The sequence below is a fragment of the Chloroflexota bacterium genome (genome assembly GCA_016887485.1).
Classification (GTDB): domain Bacteria; phylum Chloroflexota; class Anaerolineae; order Anaerolineales; family Anaerolineaceae; genus Brevifilum.
This window is the reverse complement of sequence record CP069395.1, coordinates 100,904-124,148: the sequence shown is the minus strand read 5'-3', so window position 1 is coordinate 124,148 and position 23,245 is coordinate 100,904. Positions and strand designations below refer to the sequence as shown.

Here is a 23,245-nt window from a genome sequence, read left to right as displayed (position 1 = left end):
ACAGAAAACTGCGCTCTCGACTAGATGATATTAAGCTGGATCATCAGGAAACGGACGAGTACCAGGACGACAAAGACAATACCCATCCCGGCGACGATAGCACCAATGGACGGAGCACCCTTCCTGTCTTCAATGATCCCGGCAATCGGAAGGCCAATCAGGCCGCAGATCAGGGCGATGATACCCCAGTTCGAAAAGTTAAACATAGCGACCCCTTTCCAATAAGTAGGAAGATAAATTCAGCGTTTAAGAAAGGACACACAAAGCTAGTATTAATTTTGGATTAAATACATTATAGCATACACAAAGATTTAATTAAGCCCCCTAAGTATTACAATTTAATTACGTTTAATAATTAACTCGTAATTTATAATTATCTACTAAAACACCGACCACAAATTTACTACCGTTAAAACCTCTCCCCGGCCCGCAAAATCGCGCCCACCAGTACGATCTCGTCCCCCAGCTCACAGGGGCTGATCTCATAATTCCCCACATTGGAGACAAACTCAAACTCATGCACAGCCTGGCGGATCGGCTCAATCAGCACGTCCCCCATCTTGGCTACCCCGCCACCAATCGCGATCCGCTCCACCCCTGAGAGGCAGAGCACATTGGAGAGTGCCAGCCCAAAGCTGCGGGCGATGTTACCGATTTCCGCGACGGCAAAGCGATCTCCCTCACGGGCAGCCTCACCCAAATCCCGCGCAGTGACCTTTGTAAGATCTGAGTTGAATTTCCGATAGAGGCTGGATTCCTCAGGGATATATCCGGGCGTGCGCAGACGGCTCTCAATCGCCCAGCCTGAGCAGAGGTTTTCCACCCTTTCTACAGCGCCGGGAGTCTTCGAGGTCCAATCGGCAACATAGGTTTGGCCCATCTCACCAGCGCCATAGCCCTGGCCATCAAAGAGCTCGCCATTGAACACAAAGCCGCCCCCCACCCCGCTGCCGATATTGGTATAGAAGAAATGCTGGCAGCCGCGGCCAAAACCGCATTTATATTCACCCCAGGCGGCGGCGTTGGAATCATTATCAACCGTGGTGGGCAGCTCAAAGGTATCCTCGAACCATTCTCGAATCGGGAAATCCTGCCAACCTTCAATCTGGATCGAGCGCATCACCTGGCCGGCCTTGGAATCCATTGGGCCGCCGAATCCGCAGCCAATCGCGCCTACCTGGCCATATTTCGCTTTTTGTTCTTTGATGAAAGTCGGGATTTCACGTTTCAGCCAGGCGCGGATCCCCTCACCGCCCTGTTCTTTCTTCACACGTCCTTGATGGGTCACCAGGATCTCCCCTGACAGCTTTCCCATTGCCAGTTGCAGTTTGGTACCGCCAATTTCCACACCCAGGATGAGGTCCGCCATTTATTCACTCCATTCGCCAGATCGCCGATCAAATGTACGTGTTAATCTACCCAATTATAACAAATTCCACTCAATATCCGCACCTTTTCCATGAAAATCGGCTGTTTTCCCTCTTGACAGGGCCAAAAAGAATCCCTATTATAGTATTTGTACGTACATTTCGGAAGAATTCCTCCTCACCAACCGGGAGCAGTCATTTTGGACACCCCCCTAAGTCCTTCGACCGACCTGGATATTCGCCCCGTCGATGAAAACAGCCCAATCCCCCTCTACCAACAGGTGCGGATTGATCTTTTAAATATGCTGCAGTCCGAGCAGCTCAAGCCCGGCCAGATGCTGCCAACCGAGAAGGAACTGGCAGAGGCGTATTGCGTCAGCCGGCAAACCATCCGCCAGGCCATTGGCGACCTGGCCTCGTCCAATTTATTACAGCGCACCCCCGGCCGCGGCACAACCGTACTTGCCGGCCGCAACCGGCTGAAATTTTTCCTGGATAAATCATTTGCCCAACAGATCGTCGAAATGGGATTCGAACCCCATTCTGAAGTGCTGCGTCAAAAGGAAATTGTGATTGATAATTCCTCCCCGCAGACCCTGCGGCATAAACGCGGCAGCAGTGCACTGGAATTGATCAGGGTTCGATTTGGCAATGAGACCCCGATCGGAATGCAATACACAACGATTATCACTGACCTCTGCCCCGATCTCGGATCGCACGATTTCAATAAAGAAGCCTCCCTCTATAACCTGATCCTAACCAAGTACAAGCTTCCCATCGCCCGCATTGACCAAACCATCGGCGCCGTATTTGCCGATGAATGGCATCAGAATCTCCTGAAAGTTACCCAGGAGATCCCCCTGCTGCTGGTCAACACCACCGCTTACCTCGAAAATGGCGAGCCGCTAGAAGCATCTACCAGTTATTACCGGGCTGACAAGTACGAATTCAGCGTCAGCCAAAACTATTGGTGAAAGGTGGACCACTATGAAACTCGGTGTCTATTCCGTTCTCCTGGCGGACCTGAGTTTTGAAGAAGCCCTGATATATCTGACTGACCGGGGGATCCATACAGTCGAAGTTGGCTGCGGGGGATATTCCGGCACGGCGCATGCCGACCCTGATGTCCTATTGGCTGACGATCATGCCCTGCGTGACTTCAAAACCCTGCTGGAAAAATATCAGGTAAGCCTCAGCGCGCTGAACTGTTCCGGTAACCCCGTTGATCCCCAACCAGAAAAAGCTCAGGCCTTCCATGAAGCCTGGAAAAAAGGCGTCCTGCTGGCGGAAGCGCTGGACGTTGAGACCGTGATCACCTTCTCCGGCTGTCCGGGCGGGTCAGAAGAAGCTATCTTCCCCAACTGGGTGACCTGTTTCTGGCCGCCCGAAGTCTGGCACGCCATCCTCGATTACCAATGGAACCAGGTCCTGATCCCCTACTGGCGGGAGACCCTGCCTTTTGCTGAATCCCGCGGGATTAGGGTGGCATTGGAGCCCATCGCCGGTTTTTGCGTTTATAACCCCGAGACCTTCTGGCGCTTGCATGACGCCGTGGGCAGCGATTATCTGGGCGTCAACCTCGATCTCAGCCACCTCATGTGGCAGGGCGCGGACCCCGAAACTGTGATCCGGGCCTTCAACAAGGCCATCTTCCATTTCCACGCAAAAGACACCCGCATTGATGCAGCCAATACCGCCTGCAATGGTGTTCTGGACCCCAAACATTTCAAATACGGCCTGACCCGATCGTGGAACCACCACACTGTGGGCTATGGCCATGATGCGCTCACCTGGAAAGACATCATCCGCAATCTGCGGCTGGTGGGCTATGACGGCACGATTAGTATTGAACATGAAGACCCCCTCGCTTCCCGCGATGAAGGGCTGCAGCACGCGATTAACTTCCTGCGCCCGATCGTGCTGACTGAGGACCCACCCGAGTTGTGGTGGATAAGCGATTAAATATTTAATATCTGTAACTCAGGAGAGTTTATGACCCTCAAAATTGGAATTATCGGCGCTGGGAAAATTGTCCGAGTGCGGCACCTGCCGGAGACCCAAAGCTGTCCCGATGCGGAAGTTGGTGCGGTTTGTGATGTGGTCGAATCCCGGGCTAAAGAAATGGCCGAGAAATATCACTGCAAAGCCTATACGGACTACCGTGACCTGGCGCAGGACTCCGACCTGGACGCGGTGATCGTGGCCGCGACCAACACCACCCATGCAGAGATGACCATCGCCGCCCTCAAAGCCGGGAAGCATGTGATGTGCGAGAAACCGATGGCAACCACCCTGGAAGATGCCCAGGCAATGATCAACGCGGCCCGTGAAACCGGCAAGCAGTTGATGATCGCCCACAACCAGCGGATGGAACCCGCCAACGTCAAAGCCCGTGAAATCCTCCAGTCCGGCCGGTTGGGCAAGGTGCTAACCTTCACTTCAGTCTTTGGTCATCCCGGCTCGGAAGATTGGGCCATTGATGGCGCAAAAACCTGGTTTTATAAAAAAGCCATCACCGGGTTAGGCGTTCTGGGTGACCTGGCCATCCACAAGCTGGACCTGGTACGCTGGCTGCTGGATGACGAGTACACCGAAGCCATCAGCTTCATGGATACCCTCAACAAGACCTACCCCAGTGGCGAATTAATTGATGTTGAAGATAACGCGCTCTGCCTGCTGCGCACCGAAAAAGGCGCTATGGGTACGATGATCGCATCCTGGTCCTATAAAAAAGAGGACAATAGCACCATGATCTACTGCCAGAATGGTGTGATTGAGCTCTATCGCAATCCGGAGTTCCCATTGGTTGTGCATCATAACTGGCAGGAAGCCGAATATTATAAGGTCGGCAAGAAATCCACCAATGTGGAACAGGTCAAATCCGGGGTTGTGGATGCCTTTATTGATGCCATCGTTGAAAATAAACCCGTACCGATCCCTGGCGAGGAAGGCTATAAGGCGCTGGCTGCTGTGATCGCCTGCCAACAGGCTGCCGAAACCGGGACCGTCACTAAAGTTAGCACTGGAGCATAGAAAAATGGATATCGTTCAGGAAATTATGAAAATGGTCGATCATTCCCTGCTGGGACCGGGCCTGACCGACAAACAGTTGAAAGAAGGCTGCGCTGTTGCCGCCAAATATCACACCGCCTCAGTCTGTGTGAAACCTTACCATGTCCGCCAAGCCGCAGAATACCTAAAAGGGACGGATGTGGCTGTCGGCGCGGTGATCGGCTTTCCCCACGGCAATTCCACCACCGCGATCAAAGTGGCTGAGGCTAAACAGGTCCTCGCAGATGGCGCAGTGGAAGTGGATATGGTGGTCAATATCGGCAAGGTGCTCAGCGAGGATTGGCAATATGTCTCCCAGGAGATTAAGACCCTGGCTGACCTGGCCCACCTCAATGGCGCCATCCTCAAAGTGATCTTCGAGAACGACCTCCTGCCGGAGGATCGGTTCAAGATCAAACTCTGCGAGATTTGCAGTGAGGCCGGTGCAGATTTCGTCAAGACCTCCACCGGTTACAACTACGTCAAAGGCGCGGATGGTAAATACAGCTATCGGGGTGCAACCCTGCATGACCTTCAGTTGATGCGGGACCATGCCGCACCGGAAGTGCAGGTCAAAGCGGCGGGTAAATCCGGAACACTGGATGCCGTGATTAAGATCCGTGAGATCGGTGTTACCCGGACAGGAACTGCCCAGACTGCCCAATTATTTGATGAGGCGGTGGCAAAATTCAGATCATGATGGGGTCTTTACTACCCCAAGCTTTTAAAAGTATACTGAATTAATAAAACACTATTTATCAATTATTAACATTACTTAACATTAAAACGACTTGCTGGCTATAATATGGGCTAGCGGATAAAAATAGTACGAAAATCCTTAATCTCGCCTAAGGAGGTGAAGCACTGACCTTTAGCTCAGAATTAACCCCTCAAAACCGTACCTCTATTAATCAAAAACCAAGGAGAAAAGAAATGAAGAAATTTCAGAAGCTGTTAGCCCTCTTCGCAGTCGTTGTGATGCTGGCCGGTTTGATGGCTGCCTGCCAATCACAAGAAGAAGAAGTCGGCACCCCCTTCACGATCGGTATTTCAAACCCCTTCATCACCAGCGAATATCGTACTCAGATGATCGATGAGCTCATCGAAACAAACGCTGAATATATGGAAAAGGGCCTGACCAACGAACTGGTGATTGAAAGTTTCAACACCGACGTTGCCGGTCAAATTGAACAGATCGAAAACCTGATGAACCAGGGCGTGGACGCCATTCTGGTGAATCCTGGCGATGCTGTTGCTCTGAACTCCATTCTTGAAGAAGCCGTCCAGGCCGGTATCTTGGTTCTGTCCATTGACCAGGAAATTGAGGCCGAAGGCGTAATCAACGTTGGTCATGACCAGTACGAATGGGCCCAGATCAGTGCTGATTGGTTTGCCGAGAAACTACAGACTGGCGATGTTGTCCTTATTGAAGGCTTCATCGGCCATCCCGCCAATGAACTCCGTATGTCCGCTGTTTACGATGCCTTCGAAGGCTACGATATCAACGTTCTGGCCAGCGAATCTGGTTTTTGGGACGAGGCCACCGGCCAGCAGGTTATGTCCAACTTCCTGGCAGCCTATCCGAACCTGAACGGTTACTGGACCCAAGATGGTATGGCCATTGGCGCTCTCGAAGCTGTGATCGCTGCCAATCCTGACCCAGCACCTCTGGGTGTGGGTGAAGCCCGCGTGAAATTCCTCAAACTCTGGAAAGAAATGCTCGATGCCAATCCAGATTTCGAGACCATCGCTGTAGCGAATGCCCCCGGCGTGAACTCCACTGCTCTGCGGATTGCTGTTGAACTGCTCCAGGGTCGTGAACTGGACGAGAGCAAACTGGCCGGCCAATTTGGTTACCAGATTGTTATCCCGATCCCCGTTGTCATCACCCCTGAAAACTTCGACGAAATGTATAACACTTACGTCGTTGAAGGTGGCTTCCCGGATTCCTACCTGATGTCCGGTATCATGACCGAGGAAGAAATCCAACAGTTCTTTGTTGGTGATTAGTCTAGCTTAGGTTAAAACTTGGAGGTCCTCCAGAATTGGAGGGCCTCCAACACAAGTTAAACCACAAAAATCCCCACCACCTAGCCTGAAAAGGCTATGTTCATAATAATAAAGTGAATTTTATGAAATCCATTGTCCTTTATACAGAACAAATTGAAAAAAGGTTTGGCGGCGTCATCGCCCTGAAAGACGGCTCCATCGAAGTCCGGTCAGGCGAAGTACTTGCGCTGGTAGGTTCCAATGGGAGCGGAAAGAGCACTCTGACCAAGGTCATTACAGGTGTGCTTTCCTCAAATGGCGGGACGATCATCTACCACGATGAACCGGTCACCTACAGCAACCCCATGGCCGCTCAAAAAGCCGGCATCATGGCCGTCTATCAGGAACTCAGCCTTATCCCTTCATTAACGGTCGCCCAGAACATCTGGCTGGCGAATGAAGCCAAGACCAAATTCGGTTCCATTGACGATAAGACAATGATTGAGCATACGGCAGAGCTGCTGACCTTATTCGAAGGCACTTATCAATCCAGCCTTCATCCTGAAGCCTACGTACGCGACCTTCCCCCGGATGAACGCCAGATCGTCGAAATCTTGAAAGCTTACAGCCGTAAACCGGATGTTTTGATTCTGGACGAAGCCACAGCCAGCCTGGATAGCAAGCAAGTCAGCTGCCTGTTTGACCTCGTGCAACTGCTTAAGAGCGAAAATAAGGGACTGGTGTTCGTCTCGCACCGAATGGATGAGATTTTCCGCATTGCAGACCGGGCTGTGATCCTGAGAAACGGCAAGACAGTCGGCGAAGTTGTTATCTCTGAATCCAATGAAGACGAAATTGTGAACATGATGGTAGGCGGGAACATTGGATTGGGCCGGGAAATCATCGATCAGATGGACTTTTCGGATATGGGCACCATTCTGAAGGTTGATGGGATTGAAACTGACCGCCTTTTCGGAGTCAGTTTTGACATCAAGCAGGGTGAGCTGGTCGGTATCGGAGGCTTGCGAGGTCAGGGACAGAGTTCTCTTCTGCACACCCTCTTCGGCAACAACCACTACACCGGCACGATCACGCTTTTTGATGAAGTCCTGGATTTTGACCATCCCAAAGAAGCGATGGACAACGGCATAGCCCTGATCCCGGGTGACCGGGCCACGGAGGGCTTGCTGTTATTACGCTCCATTTTTGAGAATTTGCACCTGCCCAACTGGGCCAAATACAGCAAACCGCTGTTGAAGGTCAAACGGGCTTATTCCGATGCTGAGGAGGTCAGCGAACAGCTGAAACTCGTGATGGAATCGCTTGATTCCCCTGTCAGCAATCTCTCCGGCGGAAACGCCCAGAAGGTCGTCATTGGTAAATGGCTGTTGCGTTCACCCAAACTCCTGCTTCTGGATGACCCCACCAAGGGCGTCGATGTGGGGACCAAGTCTGAGTTTTATAAATTACTTGTCAATTTACAACAAAACGGGACGACTATCCTGTTCTACAGCTCAGATGAGCAGGAACTTCTGGACCTTTGCGAGCGCGTCCTCGTCATGCAGGATGGCAAGATCAAAGCAGACCTCTCCGGTGACAAACTGACCGAGGCCAACCTGGTCTTCCACAGCATGGGCGCAACCAATAACAACAATCATAAAGAGGAAAGTACGCATGCCTGAACAAAACAAATCCAAGATCGCCCAATGGTGGCACAAGATCAATGTCAGGCATTCCATCGGGCTCTCCCTGATCCTGCTGGTCGTGACCACCGTCCTCTATTTCGTCCTCCAGAAAAACATTTTCAGCAGCGGCACCGTCAGCCGCCTGCTGAACAGTAACTTCCGCACCTGGCTCCCCGTGATCCTCGTAACAGTTGGTCAGGCAATTGTGATCCTGGGCGGCGGATTGGACCTCTCCAATGGCTCCATCGTCTCAGTGGGCAATGTGATCCTGGCGTTGACCGTGACCACCCCCGATGAACCCGGCAAGAATATCCTGATGGTCCTGGTTGTGATCGCCTTTGGCTTGGTCGCAGGACTGTTGAACGGCTTTTTCACCGCTTATTTAGGCCTGCAGCCTGTCATCATCACCTTTGCCTCAAGTTTCGTCTACAGCGGCTTGGCCTTGTTATTACTCCCCTCCCCCGGCGGCGCCATTCCCCGTGAATATACAGATGTCTATCGCAATACAAAACTGCTGGGCATACCGCTCAGTCTGATCATCGTGGTTGTCACCATTCTGATCTGGGCCTTTGTCCGACGCCGGAAATATGGCCGGTTCCTGTTTGCCGTGGGCGGCAATGACAAAGCGGCCTACACCACCGGTGTGCCCGTCACCTGGATGAAAATCTCCACCTACATGATCTCCGGTCTGATGGCTGCCCTGGCTGCGATCAGCTATTCCCTTCTAACCGGCTCAGGGCTCAGCTCCAGTGGTGATGAAATGACCCTGGCCTCCATCACGGCGGGCGTTCTGGGTGGCATCTCGATGAGCGGCGGCGCAGGATCGGTGGTTGGTGCGGTCTTTGGCGGCATCATCCTAGGCAACATCCGTAATATTATCTCGTCCCTCAAACTAGATTCCTGGTGGCGCACCCTGGTCAACGCCTCGTTAATTGTTTTGGTGCTGGCCGGTCCAGGGTTAATCAACCTCATCCGCGGGAAGAAGAAGTAAGCATGAACGATACCAATCTCAAAACCAGAAAAAAATTCAGAATATCGCCCCCGGCAACAGCTCTGATCATCGCCCTGGTGCTTTTCCTACTCAGCGGACTGCTGCCCAATGGGTTCAACGATTTTTCCTCTGCTATCCGCCAGGGGATGAACATCCTGCGGCTGGCTTCCTTCATTGCCATCATCGGTGCGGGCCAGACTCTTGTCATCATCAGCGGCAGCGAAGGCATTGATCTTTCCGCCGGATCGCTGGTGAGCGTGGGGGCTCTGATCACCTACATTCTGATCAACGGTAACAACAATTTAATCCTCCCTGTGCTGTTATTAGTGATCGTTACGGGTGCTTTTGTCGGTCTGCTGAACGGCCTGGGAATCATGTATTTAAAGATCTCCCCCTTCGTGATGACCCTGGGTATGGCTGGCGTCGTTCAGGGCGCCGTCATCCTGGTGACTAAGGGCTATTACGACGGCAAAGTAGCCGACATCATGACCCAGATCATCGCCCGCGATCTGATCCCCGATGTTCCCGGGATGATCTTCGTCTGGATCCTCATTGGCGGATTAATGACAATCCTGCTCGAGCGAACCAAATATGGCAAGCAGCTCTTCGCCATTGGCGTGAACCGGATGACTGCCCGTCTATCAGGTGTGCGGGTGACCCGGATGGTCGTTCTCACCTACGTGATTGCGGGTGCAATGGCCGCTTTCGCTGGCTTCCTACTGGTAGGCTACACCCAAAATGCCGGCCCGAACCTTGGCAACCAGTACTTATTCCCCTCAATTATCGCAGTGGCCATTGGTGGCACGCAGATGTCCGGCGGTAAGGGGTCCTATTTCGGCACAATTGCTGGTGCGATTGTGATCCAATTGATCACCAGCTTACTCACTACCATGCAGCTCCCTCAGGCACTCCAGCAGATCATTTTCGGTTCACTGCTGCTGGGTATCCTGGTCATTTATGGCCGCGATAAGAGCCTGCGGGCCTGACACACTTGCCATCCACAAACATGCCATAAGGAGATAAAATGCACAAAATCACTATGATTGGCGCCGGTTTTATCGGTGCTTTCTACACAAACACCATCCAGCGCAGCCGCTCGAAAGATGTTGTCACAGTGGTCTATAACCGGACTCCTGAAACCGCACAGGAATTCGCCAAGAAATTCAACATCGCCCGCTGGACCAGCGATATGGATGAGGCCATCAATGACCCCGAGACCGATCTGGTCGTGGTGGCGCTGCCCAACTTCCTGCATAAAGAGGCCATCCTCAAAGCTGCCAAAGCCGGCAAAGGCGTAGTCTGCACCAAGCCGCTGGGCCGCAACAGCAAGGAAGCCAAAGAAATCCTCGAAGCTGTGGAAGAAGCCGGGGTTTTCAATGGCTATCTTGAGGACCTGGTCTATAATCCCAAGACTCTCAAGGCTCTGGATTATGTCCATAAAGGTGCGCTGGGCCGCATCCTCTGGGCACGTTCCCGTGAGACCCATCCCGGCCCGCACTCCCCCCACTTTTTCGATAAGGAAAAGGCTGGCGGCGGCGCACTGATCGACATGGGCTGCCACTGTGCGGAAATTTGCCGGTCTTTCATCGGCAAAGACGTCCGTCCTGTGGAAGCGCTGGCACACATTGACACCCTCGTGCATCCGATCGCCGCTGAAGACTTCGCCATCGGCCTGGTGCGCTTCGAGAATGGCGCTGTGGCCCAGATCGAGGCCTCCTGGACCTTCCGAGGTGGCATGGATCTGCGTGATGAAATCTCCGGCACCGAAGGCACCATCTGGCTAAACCACTGGCTACGGACTGGATTCGAGGTCTTCACAGCGGGCGGCGCTGAAGGTTATGTTGCTGAAAAATCTGAAGCAGACAAAGGCTGGCTCTTCCCGGTTGGCAACGAGGAAGATTCTCTCGGTTATATCGAAATGTTCAACGACATGTTCGACTCGATGGAAGAGGATAAAGAACCCACCGAGACCTTCTATGATGGCTATATTGTCAACTGCATCCTGGACGCGCTCTATAAATCCGGTGAAACCGGTAAATGGGAACCCGTCCAAATTGATGATTGGCGCGGCGGCCACTATGAGAAGGTCAAGACCACCAAGGATTATGATGAGAAGCATATCCTCATCAAGGATGAGATCATGCCGGATGGCACCCACAAATACATCCTGCAGGATAAAGAAACCGGCCGGGTCTCTCAGATCATCAAATAAAACGGACCAAGAAAAATGGAGAGCCAAAGAGGCTCTCCATTTGAATTTTTAACCCAATTTATTCACGGAAAAACACGAAGCAAAATGACCGCATTGAAAAATCCTAATATTGAAATTATCAATCCCGATTTTATCCGGGGCAACATCCAATTCGCCATTTTCGACTTTGATGGCACCATTTCACTGATCCGCGAGGGCTGGCAGCAGATCATGATCCCAATGATGGTCGAGATCCTGATGGAAACCCCTGACCATGAAAGCCAGGCCGTTGTGGAACAGGTCGTGCGGACCTATGTTGCCAATACGACCGGTAAACAGACCATTTACCAGATGATCCGCCTGGTGGAAGAGATCCAAAAACGCGGCGGCACCCCTCTGGAACCGCTTGAATATAAAAACCGCTACCATGACCTTCTGATGGATCGCATCATTCACCGGCTGGAAGGACTGCGAAATGGCACTCTGACCCCCGAAGAAATGACCGTTCCCGGCGCTCTGGAGGCTCTGAAAAGGATCGCAGAAGCCGGTATCACCTGTTTTCTGGCCTCTGGGACGGATGAGAAGTACGTATTCGATGAAACTGACCTCCTGGGCCTCAAGCCCTATTTCAAGGGCATCTACGGCGCTCAGGATGATTATTTGAATTTCTCCAAACGGATGGTGATTCAAAAGATCATCCGAGAAAATAATCTTAGCGGGCCGGAACTGGTCGCTTTTGGGGATGGCTATGTTGAAATTGAAGATACCAAAGCGGTCGGCGGCATCGCCATTGGCCTGGCTACCGATGAAGCCGGGCGTTCCGGGGTGGATGACTGGAAACGCGACCGCTTGATCGCCTCCGGTGCGGATGTGATCCTTCCGGATTTCACCCCGTTTTCCGACCTTTGGTCCTATCTGATGGAGGAGGAATAATCTATGCCTTATCCCACCTTTGATCGCAGCCGGCTGCACCTCAAACCCCTGGCCGAACGTGAACATGACCTGACCCGGGATGTGATCCTCGATCTGACCGACCCCATTCCGGCTTATAACAACCCCCGATTGAAAATTCTGGCTGAACGCATCGTGGCCGCCAAGAAACGTGGCGCCACCGTGATGCTGATGATCGGCGCTCATGTGATCCGCAGTGGGGTCAACCGCTTTCTGATTGACCTGATGGAACGCGGCTATATCTCCCTGATCGGGACTAACGGCGCTTGCACCATTCATGATATGGAATTCGCCATGATCGGCCAAACAACCGAATCTGTGGCGAAGTACATTCAGGAGGGCCAGTTTGGGCTGTGGAATGAGACCGGCCGGGTCAATGATGCCGCTATCTATGCGAAAGAAAACGGCTATGGCCTGGGCGAATCAATTGGCAAAATGATTTTTGAAAGCCCAATGGAATTTCCCTTTCGGGATTCCAGTCTGTTCGCAGCTGGGTATCGCCTCGGGATTCCACTGACCGTGCATGTCGGCATCGGCCAGGACATTGTCCACGAACACCCAAATTTCGACGGTGCAGCGGTTGGCGAAGCCTCATACCATGACTTCCTGACCCTGGCTCATTTCGTTGAGAACCTGGAAGACGGCGTGATGCTGAATGTCGGCACGGCTGTGATGGGACCGGAGGTATACCTTAAAGCCCTCTCCATGGCCCGTAACGTCGCCCACCAGAACGGACAGGTGATCAAACATTTCACCACTGCCGTTTTCGATATGCTTGATTTGGGCGATGACCCCCACGCAGAAGCCTCCAAATCCAACGCCATTTATTATTTCCGGCCCTATAAGACCGTTCTGGTGCGCACGGTGGCGGATGGCGGCGAGAGTCACTATATCCGTGGTGACCACCGCTCCACGATCACCAATTTGCACCGGTTGATACTTGAAGCTGAAAAAGAAGGGGCATAAGCTATGGAAACCAAACGCTTTGAGGCCATCCTCTCGAATTTCTCCGGCTGTAAAGTGGCCGTTTTGGGCGATTTTTTCCTAGATCTCTATATCCAATTGGAGCGATCCCTCTCGGAATTTTCAATTGAGACTCATAAAGAGGCCTTCCAGGCAGTGGATTGGCGCGGCCAGCCAGGGGCGGCAGGTGTGGTCACCAATAACCTGGTGGCGTTGGGCGCGCAGGCAGCCGCTATAGGCTATACCGGGCAGGATGGCAACGGCTTCACTCTCCGGCAAGCCCTTAAAGCTGGTCAGGTCAGCCTGGATTATTTCCTAGAGACACCCGACCGTTTCACTCCCACCTACACCAAGCCAATGATGCGTGAATTGGATAATGCCAATATTGAATTGAACCGAATGGACCTCATCAACCGCTCACCCAACCCGGAATCGCTGAATCAGGCTCTGGCGGAAAATGTCCTCAATGCGATTGAGGCCTACGATGGCATTTTGGTGGTTGAGCAGGTCCAAAAGGATGGCTACGGCACTCTCTCACCCACCGTTCGCAAGGCATTGACCAAAGCCTCCGCCCTGCACCCCGAAAAACCCGTGATGATCGATTCCCGCCATTTCGCGGCCAATTATGAGGGGGTCTCACTGAAGATGAACATTTCTGAGGCCATCAAAGCCGTCAACGCGCTCGGGATTGACTCCTTTGCAGATTGCGATGACCCTCAAACAGTTGAACGCTGCACCAAAATTCTATGGGAGAAGAACAATCGCCCAATATTTGTTACAATGGGTGCCGATGGAATCACCGGTACCGCGGAAGGTCAGTCCTTCCATCATCCGGGCGTCCGGATCGAAGGACCGATAGATATCGTCGGCGCTGGTGACTCCGTGTTGGCCGGAATTGGCCTGGCCCTGTGTGCCGGTGCCACATCCCGGGAAGCCGCCTTTATCGGCAACCTGGTTGGCTCAATCACGATCCAGCAGATTGGCACTACTGGAATCGCCACCCAGGATGATTTAATTAACCGTCATTATCAGTATCAAAAACAACTTGAACAGGAATAGAAATGTCAAAGCATACCCATACTATTGAAAAATACTTACTTTCCCTCAAAGCAGTCATTGATAACTTCCCAGTCGCGGACCTGGAAACCATCCTGGCAGCGGTTGAGAAAGCCCGCGAAAATGGAAACACCGTCTTCACCTGTGGCAACGGCGGCAGCTGGGCTACAGCTGCTCATATGGCTGCGGACTTCAGCAAGAACACCCGCATGCCAGGCCAGAAGCGGCTCAAAGTGATTGGCCTGGGCGATAACGTCCCCAGCCTGACCGCCTATGCCAACGACGAAGGCTATGATCGGGTTTTTGCCGAACCAATCATCACTCTGATGAAACCGGGGGATGTCCTGATCGCCATCAGCGGCAGCGGGAATTCCCCCAATGTGCTCAAAGCGGTTGAGACAGCCAATGAACTCGGTGCAACCACACTTGGCCTGACCGGTTTTCATGGCGGTGAGCTGGCCAAAGTCGTAGACCATGCCATTGTGATCCCTTCCGATTCAATCGAAATGGTGGAAGATTTCCACATGATCATTGATCACGTTTTGGTCATCTGTCTGCGCAGTTAGCGCTCAAATACCAATCATGATAAAATCCCCGGTATGTGCCGGGGATTTTTTATTTCCAAACGGTCAGGGTATACTTCTCAACTCAACATCCTTCAGGAAACCATATGAAAAAACACATCTTCCCCTTTTATCCATTCCTATTGGCAGTTTTTCCTGTTCTGGCGCTCTTTGCCTATAACAAGTTTGAAACCCAGTTCGCCAATATTTTCCGCCCCCTGCTGTTAACTCTACTGTTTGGCAGTTTACTGTATGGCCTGCTTTACATAATATTCCATAAGAAAGCCGGTAAAGCAGCCCTGTTAGCTGGGGGATCCTTGCTGCTGTTCTTTTCCTATGGGCATATCTTCAATCTAATTCAGTCCTCAGCATGGCTGAACCCACTCCTGGGAAGGCACCCCTATGTGGTTGTTATGTTTGGGTTGATTTGGCTGGTTTTGTTGATCATTGCCATCCGAAACAACATTGGACCAGATCTTACCAAACTGCTCAATATCTTTGGCATCATTTTGGTCAGCCTCCCCCTTTTCCAAATGGGACACTTTTATCTAAGCGAAACGCTGGCCCAAAACCAATTTCATGATAACCCAATTGAAGTCCCTTCAGGGGAGAAGAAACTGAGTTATCAGCCGGATGTCTATTACATCATCCTCGATATGTTCACTAGGCCCGACGCACTTGATGAGACTTATGGCATTGATGTCTGGGATTTCGTTGCTAGGATGACTGATTTGGGGTTCTATTATGCCAGTGAGAGCGAGAGCAATTACGGTGAAACCTACACCTCCATCTCGACAGCATTAAACATGGACTTGATTGGACCCTATATGGATTCACACGGAATTGAGGCCAGCAGTGTGGAGGGTGGTGACCTGCTCATCCACAATGAGGTTCGCCAGGATTTCGAATCGATGGGCTACCAGACGATCGCCTTCTCCACCGGTTATCGCTGGAGCGAATGGACGGATGCGGATCTTTATTACCAGATCCGATCCACAAATCCCTTAGGAGCGCTGACCCCCTTCGAGAATATGCTTTATGAAAACACCCTGATTTTTCCCTTCCGGGGATATTATCTCAAGTACCTCCCCACCCCAACAACCGAGGACTATGGCCAGGCCGGAGTGTATCACAGCCTGCATATCGAGACCCAGTACAACATTCTAGATACCCTTCCAGAGATTCCCTTCAATACAAATCCGACCTTCACCTTCGCTCACATCCTGATTCCTCATGTACCTTTTGTTTTCGGTGCGGATGGGACCTTGCTGCAGGATCCGGGCTACTTCACCGGAGACATGGCGGGCGCTGTTAATGATGAATATAGTCAGGACGGCTATACTAATCAGGTGGAATTCATCAGCCAGGCGATTGCCCAAATTTCGCAAGAGATCATTGATAATTCTGACAATCCACCCATCATCATCATTCAAGGTGATCATGGTTGGAAGGGTGCAAACCGCCATCAAATTCTGAACCTCTATTACTTCCCGGGCGAGGACTATACGAATTTAAACCCCGCCATCACACCGGTCAATTCCTTCAGAGTGGTCCTTGACCAGTTCTTTGGTTTTGATCTTCCCCTGGCAACGGATGAAATCATCACTCAGGAAACCTATTCGTCCGATCAGTAACTGCCCAGATTTGACTTTTAAAACACAGGATTATGCCAAACATAATCCTGTGTTTTTATTTTCCCACTCGGTTCAACTGATCAAATCCAAAAGCCGCTGGATCAACACGGCTCGCATGTTCGACGCTTCACCGACCAGCAGTAATTCCAGATCGCGCGCCCGCTGTTGATTGACCTCATCAACCTGGTATCCCCATTCCCCGGCAGGACTAGTGCTATTCTCCAGCAAGCGTACTAAATCCGGCAGCGCCAGATCAGCCAGGCGCATTGCAGCCGTGTCCGGTGGTGCAGCATTTTGCATGGCCTTGTTCAAAGCCAGGTTGAGCGGCTGATTCACCCGACTGTTCAGCGCATTATGCACTAACCAGGCTTTGAATACCCTTGATTTTGCGCTGTCATTCAGGATTTCTTGCCTGAATTGCTCTGATACAGATTCAAGAATGCTTTTAAAATACCAATCCTCCCCCTCCGAAAGGTCAGAATGCTCTTGCGGAATGTTGGAATCTGGTGGAGTATTGGAATTTTTAATGATCCTAATTGAATCTTTAATGCTCTCTAGAATCTTTAAATGGGTTTCAAGATCGGAAATTATTTCTATCACCGGTGTTGCATTTTTGGAAATTAATCCACTTTCCGGTGTTTCAAAAAGGGAAATTAATCGGTCAACCGGTGTTTCAAATTTGGAAATATCAGCCTTTACCGGTGTTCCAAAATCGGAAATTAAACTATTGACTAGATAAGTTAGGACCTCGGTTGTCTCATCAACTACGGGTAAACGGTATATCCGATCGAGAACAGTTTTACTCGGTTGGGGATTTTGACTCGGATCTACCTTATCCAAAAGCGTTATGAGTTGATCCAACCTGTCATAGCGGATCAGTTCCGCCAGCCGGGTATAGACCGATGACATCAGGCGGGCATCCTCGGGCAGCACAGGCATTTCAGAGACCTTGATCTGCCATTGCGTGATCCCTTCCCCATCGCGGCGGGTTTGTGTCCGCAGGAAGAAATCGGTTAACAATTCCTGTTTATTCTTCCGCCACTCGGTGTCTGTAGTTCCTTTGCCCGAAGCGGGGCGCCCCCGCCCTTTGGCGTTGGCTTTAGGAAAATACTTACCAAATGACCGATCGTTGGTCCATGCTACCAATGATTCCGCCCCACCCGGCAGCCAGAAATTGTCCCGCTCAATGCCATTGTGCTTGAAGAGCAGCGGCTGGCACATCAGCCAGGCTACAACGATGGATGCACCATAGACGGGTAATAAACGCCGCAGTAGATACCAGGGGGCGGCCACGAAATCGTCACCCATCAGGTGATCTCGTAGCTTGTCAATCAGGGTCAGCCGGGAAGCGGTGAGTTCAAATCCATTGAACATACTTTGCAGGATTTCCAGAACCGAGGCAGGCTCAGTGCGGTCATCAGGCTGTGGTGTACGGTAAGGATAGGCCAGCATTTGGCGGCGGTCCGTTCTAAGAAGGTCAAGCAAGCAGTCATCCAGATCCTGCCATTCAGCTTGATGCTCGCGGAGGTAATTCTCCAAATCGGTGGCATCACCGGGCGTGAGTTTGAGCGGCTCAAGCAGATACTGGTTGGGCAGCGAGATCTGCTGGCCCTGATTGTTTTGGTAGGCCCCCCGGTTTTCCACCCTGATCAGCCAGGCGCTGCGCGGGTCTTCATGCAGCAGGCGGTAAATGGATGTGCGCGAGAAACTGCTCCAGCGCTGAATCTCATTCATCCGGGCTGTTACGGTGCGCTGCTCGAATTCATCCTCGGCCTGAGCTCTGGATTGGTGCAGGAAATGGATCTGACTGAGGGCGGCACGCAACAGTATCAGGTTGGGTGAAGTGAAGGGTGTGTAACGCAATAGATAAGCGGGCAGGATGATCTTCCGATTCTCCTGAAGGACAGCCTGTCGAAGGGTCTGACCAAGTGAGATTTGCACCCAGTCCTCAATGTTGTCGGAATTGGCTTGAGGGGTGGAATCGATGCTCTCTGTGATCTGGAGGTTGTGCTGCAGGTCATGCTGGTTGGTCGAGTCACTGATGAGGACTTTGATCGTAGTTTCTTGGACTGTCAGGAGGGATTCCGGCAGAGCAGCGGAGAGTGACTCAGTCAGAGAATCTCGAAAATGGGGACCGCAAATGAGAACGAAAGCCGACAAGGGATCATCCTGCGTGGTGAATCCATAGCCTAACACCCGTTCCGAGAAGGATGCCGCGTGCTTAGGATCTTTTTCAGCCAGTTTCGTTTTGAGGGAATCGAAGACTTCATAGTCCAGGAGGGTTAGCGTCACGGATGCCCCCTTCCTGGTCCTGCTGATGCATATCCGGTCTCGAGGGAAAGATATCTATACGAAATTGCGTAGAATCTTCCCCAATAGAAGGCCTGATACTTGACAGCCGGGGTTTCATAATGTACAATTTGTTTGTGTGAAGTTAATAACACACCCATCTCCTACAACCACTAGTAAACGTAGGGAAATCCAGGGAAAGCCCGTTGCAGCGGGCTTTTCGCTTTAAACCGACCTTTTCTGTCGGATCAACCCCTCGTCATTACTGTTCCTTTCCTATAGTCCTGCACATCTACCCCTCCCCTGCTGTTGGGAGGTCGTACAGAAACGGCATGGAGAGAATATTTGCCACGTGGCAAGAATCTAGAAGTTGAACTCGTGGCTCATGCTCTCTTTCTTGTCGGACACCCACTTTTCAAAGGCGGCATTGGCATGGCGCATCACCGCTGGGATGGATGGCTGTCCTCTTTCAGCGAATTCAATCCAGGCCGACTCGCTGAAGAGTTCGTGAATCGGATCCTGGATGCCGGCCATCTTACAGCGGCCGACTAACAGGCGCACCAGTTCGGGCACTGTGGCTCCGGTGAAGCGCTGATAATGCGCCAGGTGCTCCTGTAACTTTCCGAGATATTCTGCCGGTTCGATCAGGTCGCGGGCGAAAAGACCGATCCGGATTTTATTGCCATGGTCTTTGGACCATTCCAGGAAATCATATAGCGCTGGGCCGATCAATTCGAAATCCGTGGGCTCGTTATCGATCAGCAGTAACAGACCGCTTGACAAATGGTCAACATAGTTGTAAAAATTTTCTAGACGTTGTGCATTCGACCGGTGACCCTCAATGCTCAGGAGATCGAGGAGGTCAATCAGGAATTGGCGGTTATTGAGCAGTAGATTACCGTCCATATAGACCCCTCGGTCCGCGCCGCGCTGAAACCCGGGCGTGAAGCTGTTGACGATCTGCTTCGAAATGGTGGATTTGCCCCAACCGGTCGGGACGGTGAAAACGATCAACCCGTTCTCCGCATCGCTTACCAGGAAGTTGTTCATAATCCGGATCGCCTCATTTTGTTCATGGATCACAGGGACAAAGAAGCGATGGTCAGGATACGGCAGAAAGGGGTTGTCGTTGATACCGGCAGTCTTATTAAGGTCAGTGAAGGTTAGGGTACCGCTCATACCAAGAATCTAACATATCCCGTAGACTATGTCAATACGTCAAAATCAGCACTAAAATGGGGTTATTTCGACGAAATCAGCATAAAAAACTTGAGAAAATTAAATAATTATGCTAATATAGGGGTAACCTGAGTCTATTAAATTGGAGAATAAAAAACATGGCAATCATCTCGGTGCTGAACCATAAAGGGGGCGTTGGTAAGACCACGGTCAGCGTGAACCTCGCCGCTGGCCTCTCAATCAATGAAGAGCGCAAACACAAGGACCCCAAGCCGGTCCTCCTGCTGGATCTTGATGACCAACTTAATGCGACCATGATCGCCTGCGGCGGTCCACATGACAGCTCGTCCTACATGCCGATCATCACGGTGGAAGACTCCTTCCCGGAGGCGCTGCTGGATGGGTTTGGCGATTACGACAACCTGATCACCGAGTCCAAGATCCCACGTGACTCGGAGCATAAAGTCCATATCTTCAAAACCAATCATGAGAAGATGATCGAGCTGCCCTTCCTGCTGCATAATTTGCCACAAAGCGAAACACAGCTAGCCCGGTTCCTGGAGCCGATCCTGGATTATTACAGCCACATCATTATTGACAATCCCCCCTCCCTGAACATCATCCCGGTGGCATCGCTGATCGCCAGCCAGTATACGTTGGTACCGATTGAACCGGACCCACTTTCAATCATCGGTCTTTCTTCGATTTTTGCCACGATCAATCGAGTCAAGCGAGATTTCAATCCTGAGCTTCAGGTGATTGGCGTTGTGCCTTCCCGGGTCCGTGTCGCCCGCAAGCGTTACATGGAGGCCATCGAAGAGATCAACCAGGGCTATCCCGATCTGGTTCTGCCCTATATCAAAGACCTCGTCGAAGTCGAAGATGCCAACATGTCTGGCTCAGATATTTTTTCCTATACCACGCCCCAATCACAGCCCTATCGGCAGTTCCTAAAAGTTGTCCGGTCTGTCGTTGAGCGGATTGATAACTGATATTGAAGCAACAGAGAAAGAAGTGAATCATGGCAAAGCGACCGACATTTTCAGGCGTAGACCTCACGAACGTTTTCACTCAGACCGACACCGGCGAGGAAAGTGAAGCGCTGGCTCAACCAAAGCAAACTCATCGCGCCGCTTCAAAAATTCAAGTTAACCGTCAGTCTACTTACTCCATTCAGATTTCCGCCGTTCGGCCAGACCGCTATCAGGCCCGCCATGTACTGCCGCGGCAGCTGCGAGAGCCTTTCTTTAATCATGAATTGGATTGGCGTGAGACAGCCAATAAATGGTTGGAGCTGGCCCGTAAAGACAATTTGGTTCGTAACGAACTGGATGAATTGATGCAGCTGGGCCGCTCTCTGGATCAGGATGGCCAAATTAAACCGATCACCGGCAGCTTTATCAAAGACAAGGCCGGCCAACAGATATTTTTAATTCTGACCGGTGAACGTCGTTTCTGGGCCACCGTCATCCGGTCCGTTATGTCCGGCGAGGAAGACGAACCTCAGGTGTTGGCATTGGTTGATTCGGATCCGACCGTACGCAAACAGATCCTGGAAAATATTACCCATAAACCCCTGACCGCCATCGGCAAGGCTCGAGCAATTGCTCGGATTATTTTAGAAGAAGCCGATATTTTCCCTGTGGCTGATGAGCCTGAGGATATCTACTTCAAGAAGATGTTTGATGTCAAAACCACAGCAGAGACCGCCCAATTAATTGAGGAAACCCTGGGTATCAGCCAGTATCAGTATTACCGTTTCCGGAAATTATTGGAACTGCCGATTGAACTGCAATACCTGGCGGACCAGGCCGATATCCCCGAGGGCATTCTGCGTCAGCTGATGGCTATGTCCGCGGACGAACAGAAAAAAGCGGTCAAATATTATCTCAAACAGGAAGACCCGCCCAGCGTTCGTGAATTTCAGCGGCTGCTGGACGAGGACGCGCTGGATGAAACGCCTGCCAAAAAGCGCAAACCCCGTGCACCAAAGCCGCCTGTTATTAAACTGGCAAGCTCCTTCAACCGCTCTGTTACCAAGATGAAAACTGAAATGGCGAGCGATCCGAAATTCTTGGATAAAGCTGCTACCGAGATTGTCGGCTCAATGAAACCCGACGAGGTCAAGGAAGTTGTCTCGGTTCTGGAGGATCTGATCAAGCGGATCAATATCCGTAATAAGAATCGCTAAACGCATAAGATTTGCCACGTGGCAAAAATGGAGACCCGCAAAAAAGCGGGTCTTTTTTATTTCCTTCCGTTCGGAAATTACCAAGCGATATTTGCCACGTGGCAAATATAATAACGCTTGGTCTTATTTGTTTTCCCACGAACTGGTTGGACTTTTCGAGAGCCATAAAAGTATGTTGTTGAGTATGCGCTTCGTCCGATAGATTTGTCACGTGTCAAATTTATCATTGACTTTTACCTGGAACTTCAATGCGGAGTTTTCGATGTTTGAGTTGGATAAGTCTGCTCAAGGATTTGTGATTTTCACAAGATTTGCCACGTGGCAAAAATGTGTGATCGAGTTCGGTTATAATAATTTTATAAGTTGTGTGATGAATGGATTAGGGAGTGAGGATTACTGGTGGTTAAGGACGAGATCGAAAACCTGGAAAAAAAAGACCAAAGTGCTACGATGCCGACTCAGAAGGGTGGGGGTGAGGAGCAGAAAGTGCCTTCAAAAAAAGCAACCAAGGTTCACATCGCGACATTTCGCGGCATCCCATTAAAGTTGCATGAATCCCTAAAATCCATTGCCGCGGATCTCGGCATCGCGCCGGGCGAGCTGGCCCGTTACTTCTTGGAAAATGGTCTGGCGCGGATAGGCACAGGAAAGGAAGAAGTAGCACCCTCTTTCGTGCCTGGTGGTTACACGCTTTATCCCGATGAGAAACAGAACGCATCCCGCACCCGCCGGAAACGCTCCAAGAAATCTCAGCAGCCGCGTTCCTATTATGGTGTGCCGCGTGAAGTAGTGCAGGCGGTCCTGGAAAAAAGTCAGGCCATGGGCGTCACCCAGGGAGAGCTGGCGCGTCATTTATTTGAGCGGGGAGTGGCGCGTTTCAAGGCTGGTGATCTGGTTCTTGACCCTGTTCCGGTGCAGCAAATTGCCACTTTGTACCCGGAGGACATGGGGAAAGTGTGAGAAATGGGAAGATTCTGAAAATGTGTAAAGAGAATGTATATTAATATGAAAATGAATATATACAATTGCTATACATATAGATAATCAAGTAATATACATACACTAGAATAAACGCCTCGTATTCAAACCTTATATTGAATGGGGGGGATTGGGTGGGTACTTAATTATTTGCCTTCTGGGCCCTT

21 protein-coding genes are annotated in these 23,245 nt (G+C 51.2%); 17 read left to right on the top strand and 4 right to left on the bottom strand.

From position 1 onward, the window contains the following. Positions 1 to 20: 20 nt before the first annotated feature. A complete protein-coding gene (locus tag JR338_12870) occupies positions 21 to 206 on the bottom strand; it encodes a hypothetical protein (GenBank protein QRN84472.1) in 186 nt (61 codons plus the stop codon). A gap of 203 nt (positions 207 to 409) precedes the next feature. Continuing rightward, positions 410 to 1,369 (bottom strand): ROK family protein, encoded by a 960-nt coding sequence (locus tag JR338_12865; protein QRN84471.1) that lies wholly within the window; start codon positions 1,367 to 1,369, stop codon positions 410 to 412. Between the two features lie 198 nt (positions 1,370 to 1,567). Between JR338_12865 and JR338_12860 the strand changes: the two genes are divergently transcribed. From JR338_12860 to JR338_12795, 14 genes are all read left to right on the top strand, one after another. Next, a complete protein-coding gene (locus tag JR338_12860) occupies positions 1,568 to 2,341 on the top strand; it encodes a GntR family transcriptional regulator (protein ID QRN84470.1) in 774 nt (257 codons plus the stop codon). 13 nt (positions 2,342 to 2,354) lie between these two features. Next, complete coding sequence (locus JR338_12855; GenBank protein ID QRN84469.1) at positions 2,355 to 3,329, top strand: sugar phosphate isomerase/epimerase; 975 nt, start codon at positions 2,355 to 2,357, stop codon at positions 3,327 to 3,329. Between the two features lie 30 nt (positions 3,330 to 3,359). Further along, positions 3,360 to 4,400, top strand: coding sequence for a Gfo/Idh/MocA family oxidoreductase (locus JR338_12850; protein QRN84468.1), 1,041 nt, complete (start codon positions 3,360 to 3,362; stop codon positions 4,398 to 4,400). A 4-nt stretch (positions 4,401 to 4,404) separates the two neighbouring features. Then, positions 4,405 to 5,118: a deoxyribose-phosphate aldolase gene (gene deoC, locus JR338_12845; protein ID QRN84467.1), complete on the top strand. Its 714-nt coding sequence runs from the start codon at positions 4,405 to 4,407 to the stop codon at positions 5,116 to 5,118. 233 nt (positions 5,119 to 5,351) lie between these two features. Further along, positions 5,352 to 6,428 (top strand): substrate-binding domain-containing protein, encoded by a 1,077-nt coding sequence (locus tag JR338_12840; protein QRN84466.1) that lies wholly within the window; start codon positions 5,352 to 5,354, stop codon positions 6,426 to 6,428. A 122-nt stretch (positions 6,429 to 6,550) separates the two neighbouring features. Beyond that, positions 6,551 to 8,089 carry a sugar ABC transporter ATP-binding protein gene (locus JR338_12835; GenBank protein QRN84465.1) on the top strand — a complete coding sequence of 513 codons (1,539 nt, stop codon included), beginning with the start codon at positions 6,551 to 6,553 and terminating at the stop codon, positions 8,087 to 8,089. Next, a complete protein-coding gene (locus JR338_12830; GenBank protein ID QRN84464.1) occupies positions 8,082 to 9,083 on the top strand; it encodes an ABC transporter permease in 1,002 nt (333 codons plus the stop codon). The genes JR338_12835 and JR338_12830 overlap by 8 nt, the downstream gene beginning before the upstream one ends. 2 nt (positions 9,084 to 9,085) lie before the next feature. After that, positions 9,086 to 10,069 (top strand): ABC transporter permease, encoded by a 984-nt coding sequence (locus JR338_12825; GenBank protein QRN84463.1) that lies wholly within the window; start codon positions 9,086 to 9,088, stop codon positions 10,067 to 10,069. A gap of 38 nt (positions 10,070 to 10,107) precedes the next feature. After that, positions 10,108 to 11,295 (top strand): Gfo/Idh/MocA family oxidoreductase, encoded by a 1,188-nt coding sequence (locus JR338_12820; GenBank protein ID QRN84462.1) that lies wholly within the window; start codon positions 10,108 to 10,110, stop codon positions 11,293 to 11,295. A gap of 84 nt (positions 11,296 to 11,379) precedes the next feature. Next, entirely contained in the window at positions 11,380 to 12,207 is an 828-nt protein-coding gene (locus JR338_12815; protein ID QRN84461.1) for an HAD family hydrolase, read from the top strand. A 3-nt stretch (positions 12,208 to 12,210) separates the two neighbouring features. Beyond that, positions 12,211 to 13,191 (top strand): hypothetical protein, encoded by a 981-nt coding sequence (locus JR338_12810; protein QRN84460.1) that lies wholly within the window; start codon positions 12,211 to 12,213, stop codon positions 13,189 to 13,191. Positions 13,192 to 13,194: 3 nt separating this feature from the next. Continuing rightward, positions 13,195 to 14,247 (top strand): hypothetical protein, encoded by a 1,053-nt coding sequence (locus JR338_12805; GenBank protein QRN84459.1) that lies wholly within the window; start codon positions 13,195 to 13,197, stop codon positions 14,245 to 14,247. A 2-nt stretch (positions 14,248 to 14,249) separates the two neighbouring features. Further along, entirely contained in the window at positions 14,250 to 14,810 is a 561-nt protein-coding gene (locus tag JR338_12800; GenBank protein QRN84458.1) for an SIS domain-containing protein, read from the top strand. Between the two features lie 104 nt (positions 14,811 to 14,914). Beyond that, on the top strand, positions 14,915 to 16,441 hold the full coding sequence (locus tag JR338_12795) for a hypothetical protein (protein ID QRN84457.1): 1,527 nt from the start codon (positions 14,915 to 14,917) through the stop codon (positions 16,439 to 16,441). Positions 16,442 to 16,513: 72 nt separating this feature from the next. Here the strand turns inward: JR338_12795 and JR338_12790 are convergent, their stop codons facing one another. Then, positions 16,514 to 18,733 (bottom strand): hypothetical protein, encoded by a 2,220-nt coding sequence (locus JR338_12790; protein ID QRN84456.1) that lies wholly within the window; start codon positions 18,731 to 18,733, stop codon positions 16,514 to 16,516. Positions 18,734 to 19,093: 360 nt separating this feature from the next. Then, positions 19,094 to 19,909, bottom strand: a complete 816-nt coding sequence (locus JR338_12785; protein QRN84455.1) for a hypothetical protein — start codon at positions 19,907 to 19,909, stop codon at positions 19,094 to 19,096. Positions 19,910 to 20,067: 158 nt separating this feature from the next. Here JR338_12785 and JR338_12780 point away from each other — a divergent pair, with 158 nt between their 5' ends. The 3 genes from JR338_12780 (at position 20,068) to JR338_12770 (ending at position 23,060) form a co-directional block, all read left to right on the top strand. Further along, the gene (locus JR338_12780) at positions 20,068 to 20,901 is read left to right on the top strand and encodes a ParA family protein (protein ID QRN84454.1); all 834 of its coding nucleotides are present in this window, start codon (positions 20,068 to 20,070) and stop codon (positions 20,899 to 20,901) included. 29 nt (positions 20,902 to 20,930) lie between these two features. Continuing rightward, complete coding sequence (locus JR338_12775; GenBank protein ID QRN84453.1) at positions 20,931 to 22,100, top strand: ParB N-terminal domain-containing protein; 1,170 nt, start codon at positions 20,931 to 20,933, stop codon at positions 22,098 to 22,100. A 399-nt stretch (positions 22,101 to 22,499) separates the two neighbouring features. Then, a complete protein-coding gene (locus JR338_12770) occupies positions 22,500 to 23,060 on the top strand; it encodes a hypothetical protein (GenBank protein ID QRN84452.1) in 561 nt (186 codons plus the stop codon). Positions 23,061 to 23,245 lie beyond the last annotated feature (185 nt).

Bases quoted from the DNA above. Each gene is read 5' to 3' on its own strand.
- JR338_12800 (QRN84458.1), top strand. From the start codon at position 14,250: ATGTCAAAGCATACCCATACTATTGAAAAATACTTACTTTCCCTCAAA.
- JR338_12850 (QRN84468.1), top strand. From the start codon at position 3,360: ATGACCCTCAAAATTGGAATTATCGGCGCTGGGAAAATTGTCCGAGTG.
- JR338_12855 (QRN84469.1), top strand. From the start codon at position 2,355: ATGAAACTCGGTGTCTATTCCGTTCTCCTGGCGGACCTGAGTTTTGAA.
- JR338_12810 (QRN84460.1), top strand. From the start codon at position 12,211: ATGCCTTATCCCACCTTTGATCGCAGCCGGCTGCACCTCAAACCCCTG.
- JR338_12820 (QRN84462.1), top strand. From the start codon at position 10,108: ATGCACAAAATCACTATGATTGGCGCCGGTTTTATCGGTGCTTTCTAC.
- JR338_12795 (QRN84457.1), top strand. From the start codon at position 14,915: ATGAAAAAACACATCTTCCCCTTTTATCCATTCCTATTGGCAGTTTTT.
- deoC (QRN84467.1), top strand. From the start codon at position 4,405: ATGGATATCGTTCAGGAAATTATGAAAATGGTCGATCATTCCCTGCTG.
- JR338_12865 (QRN84471.1), bottom strand. From the start codon at position 1,369: ATGGCGGACCTCATCCTGGGTGTGGAAATTGGCGGTACCAAACTGCAA.
- JR338_12840 (QRN84466.1), top strand. From the start codon at position 5,352: ATGAAGAAATTTCAGAAGCTGTTAGCCCTCTTCGCAGTCGTTGTGATG.
- JR338_12785 (QRN84455.1), bottom strand. From the start codon at position 19,909: ATGAGCGGTACCCTAACCTTCACTGACCTTAATAAGACTGCCGGTATC.
- JR338_12775 (QRN84453.1), top strand. From the start codon at position 20,931: ATGGCAAAGCGACCGACATTTTCAGGCGTAGACCTCACGAACGTTTTC.
- JR338_12870 (QRN84472.1), bottom strand. From the start codon at position 206: ATGTTTAACTTTTCGAACTGGGGTATCATCGCCCTGATCTGCGGCCTG.
- JR338_12805 (QRN84459.1), top strand. From the start codon at position 13,195: ATGGAAACCAAACGCTTTGAGGCCATCCTCTCGAATTTCTCCGGCTGT.
- JR338_12815 (QRN84461.1), top strand. From the start codon at position 11,380: ATGACCGCATTGAAAAATCCTAATATTGAAATTATCAATCCCGATTTT.
- JR338_12830 (QRN84464.1), top strand. From the start codon at position 8,082: ATGCCTGAACAAAACAAATCCAAGATCGCCCAATGGTGGCACAAGATC.
- JR338_12780 (QRN84454.1), top strand. From the start codon at position 20,068: ATGGCAATCATCTCGGTGCTGAACCATAAAGGGGGCGTTGGTAAGACC.
- JR338_12835 (QRN84465.1), top strand. From the start codon at position 6,551: ATGAAATCCATTGTCCTTTATACAGAACAAATTGAAAAAAGGTTTGGC.
- JR338_12825 (QRN84463.1), top strand. From the start codon at position 9,086: ATGAACGATACCAATCTCAAAACCAGAAAAAAATTCAGAATATCGCCC.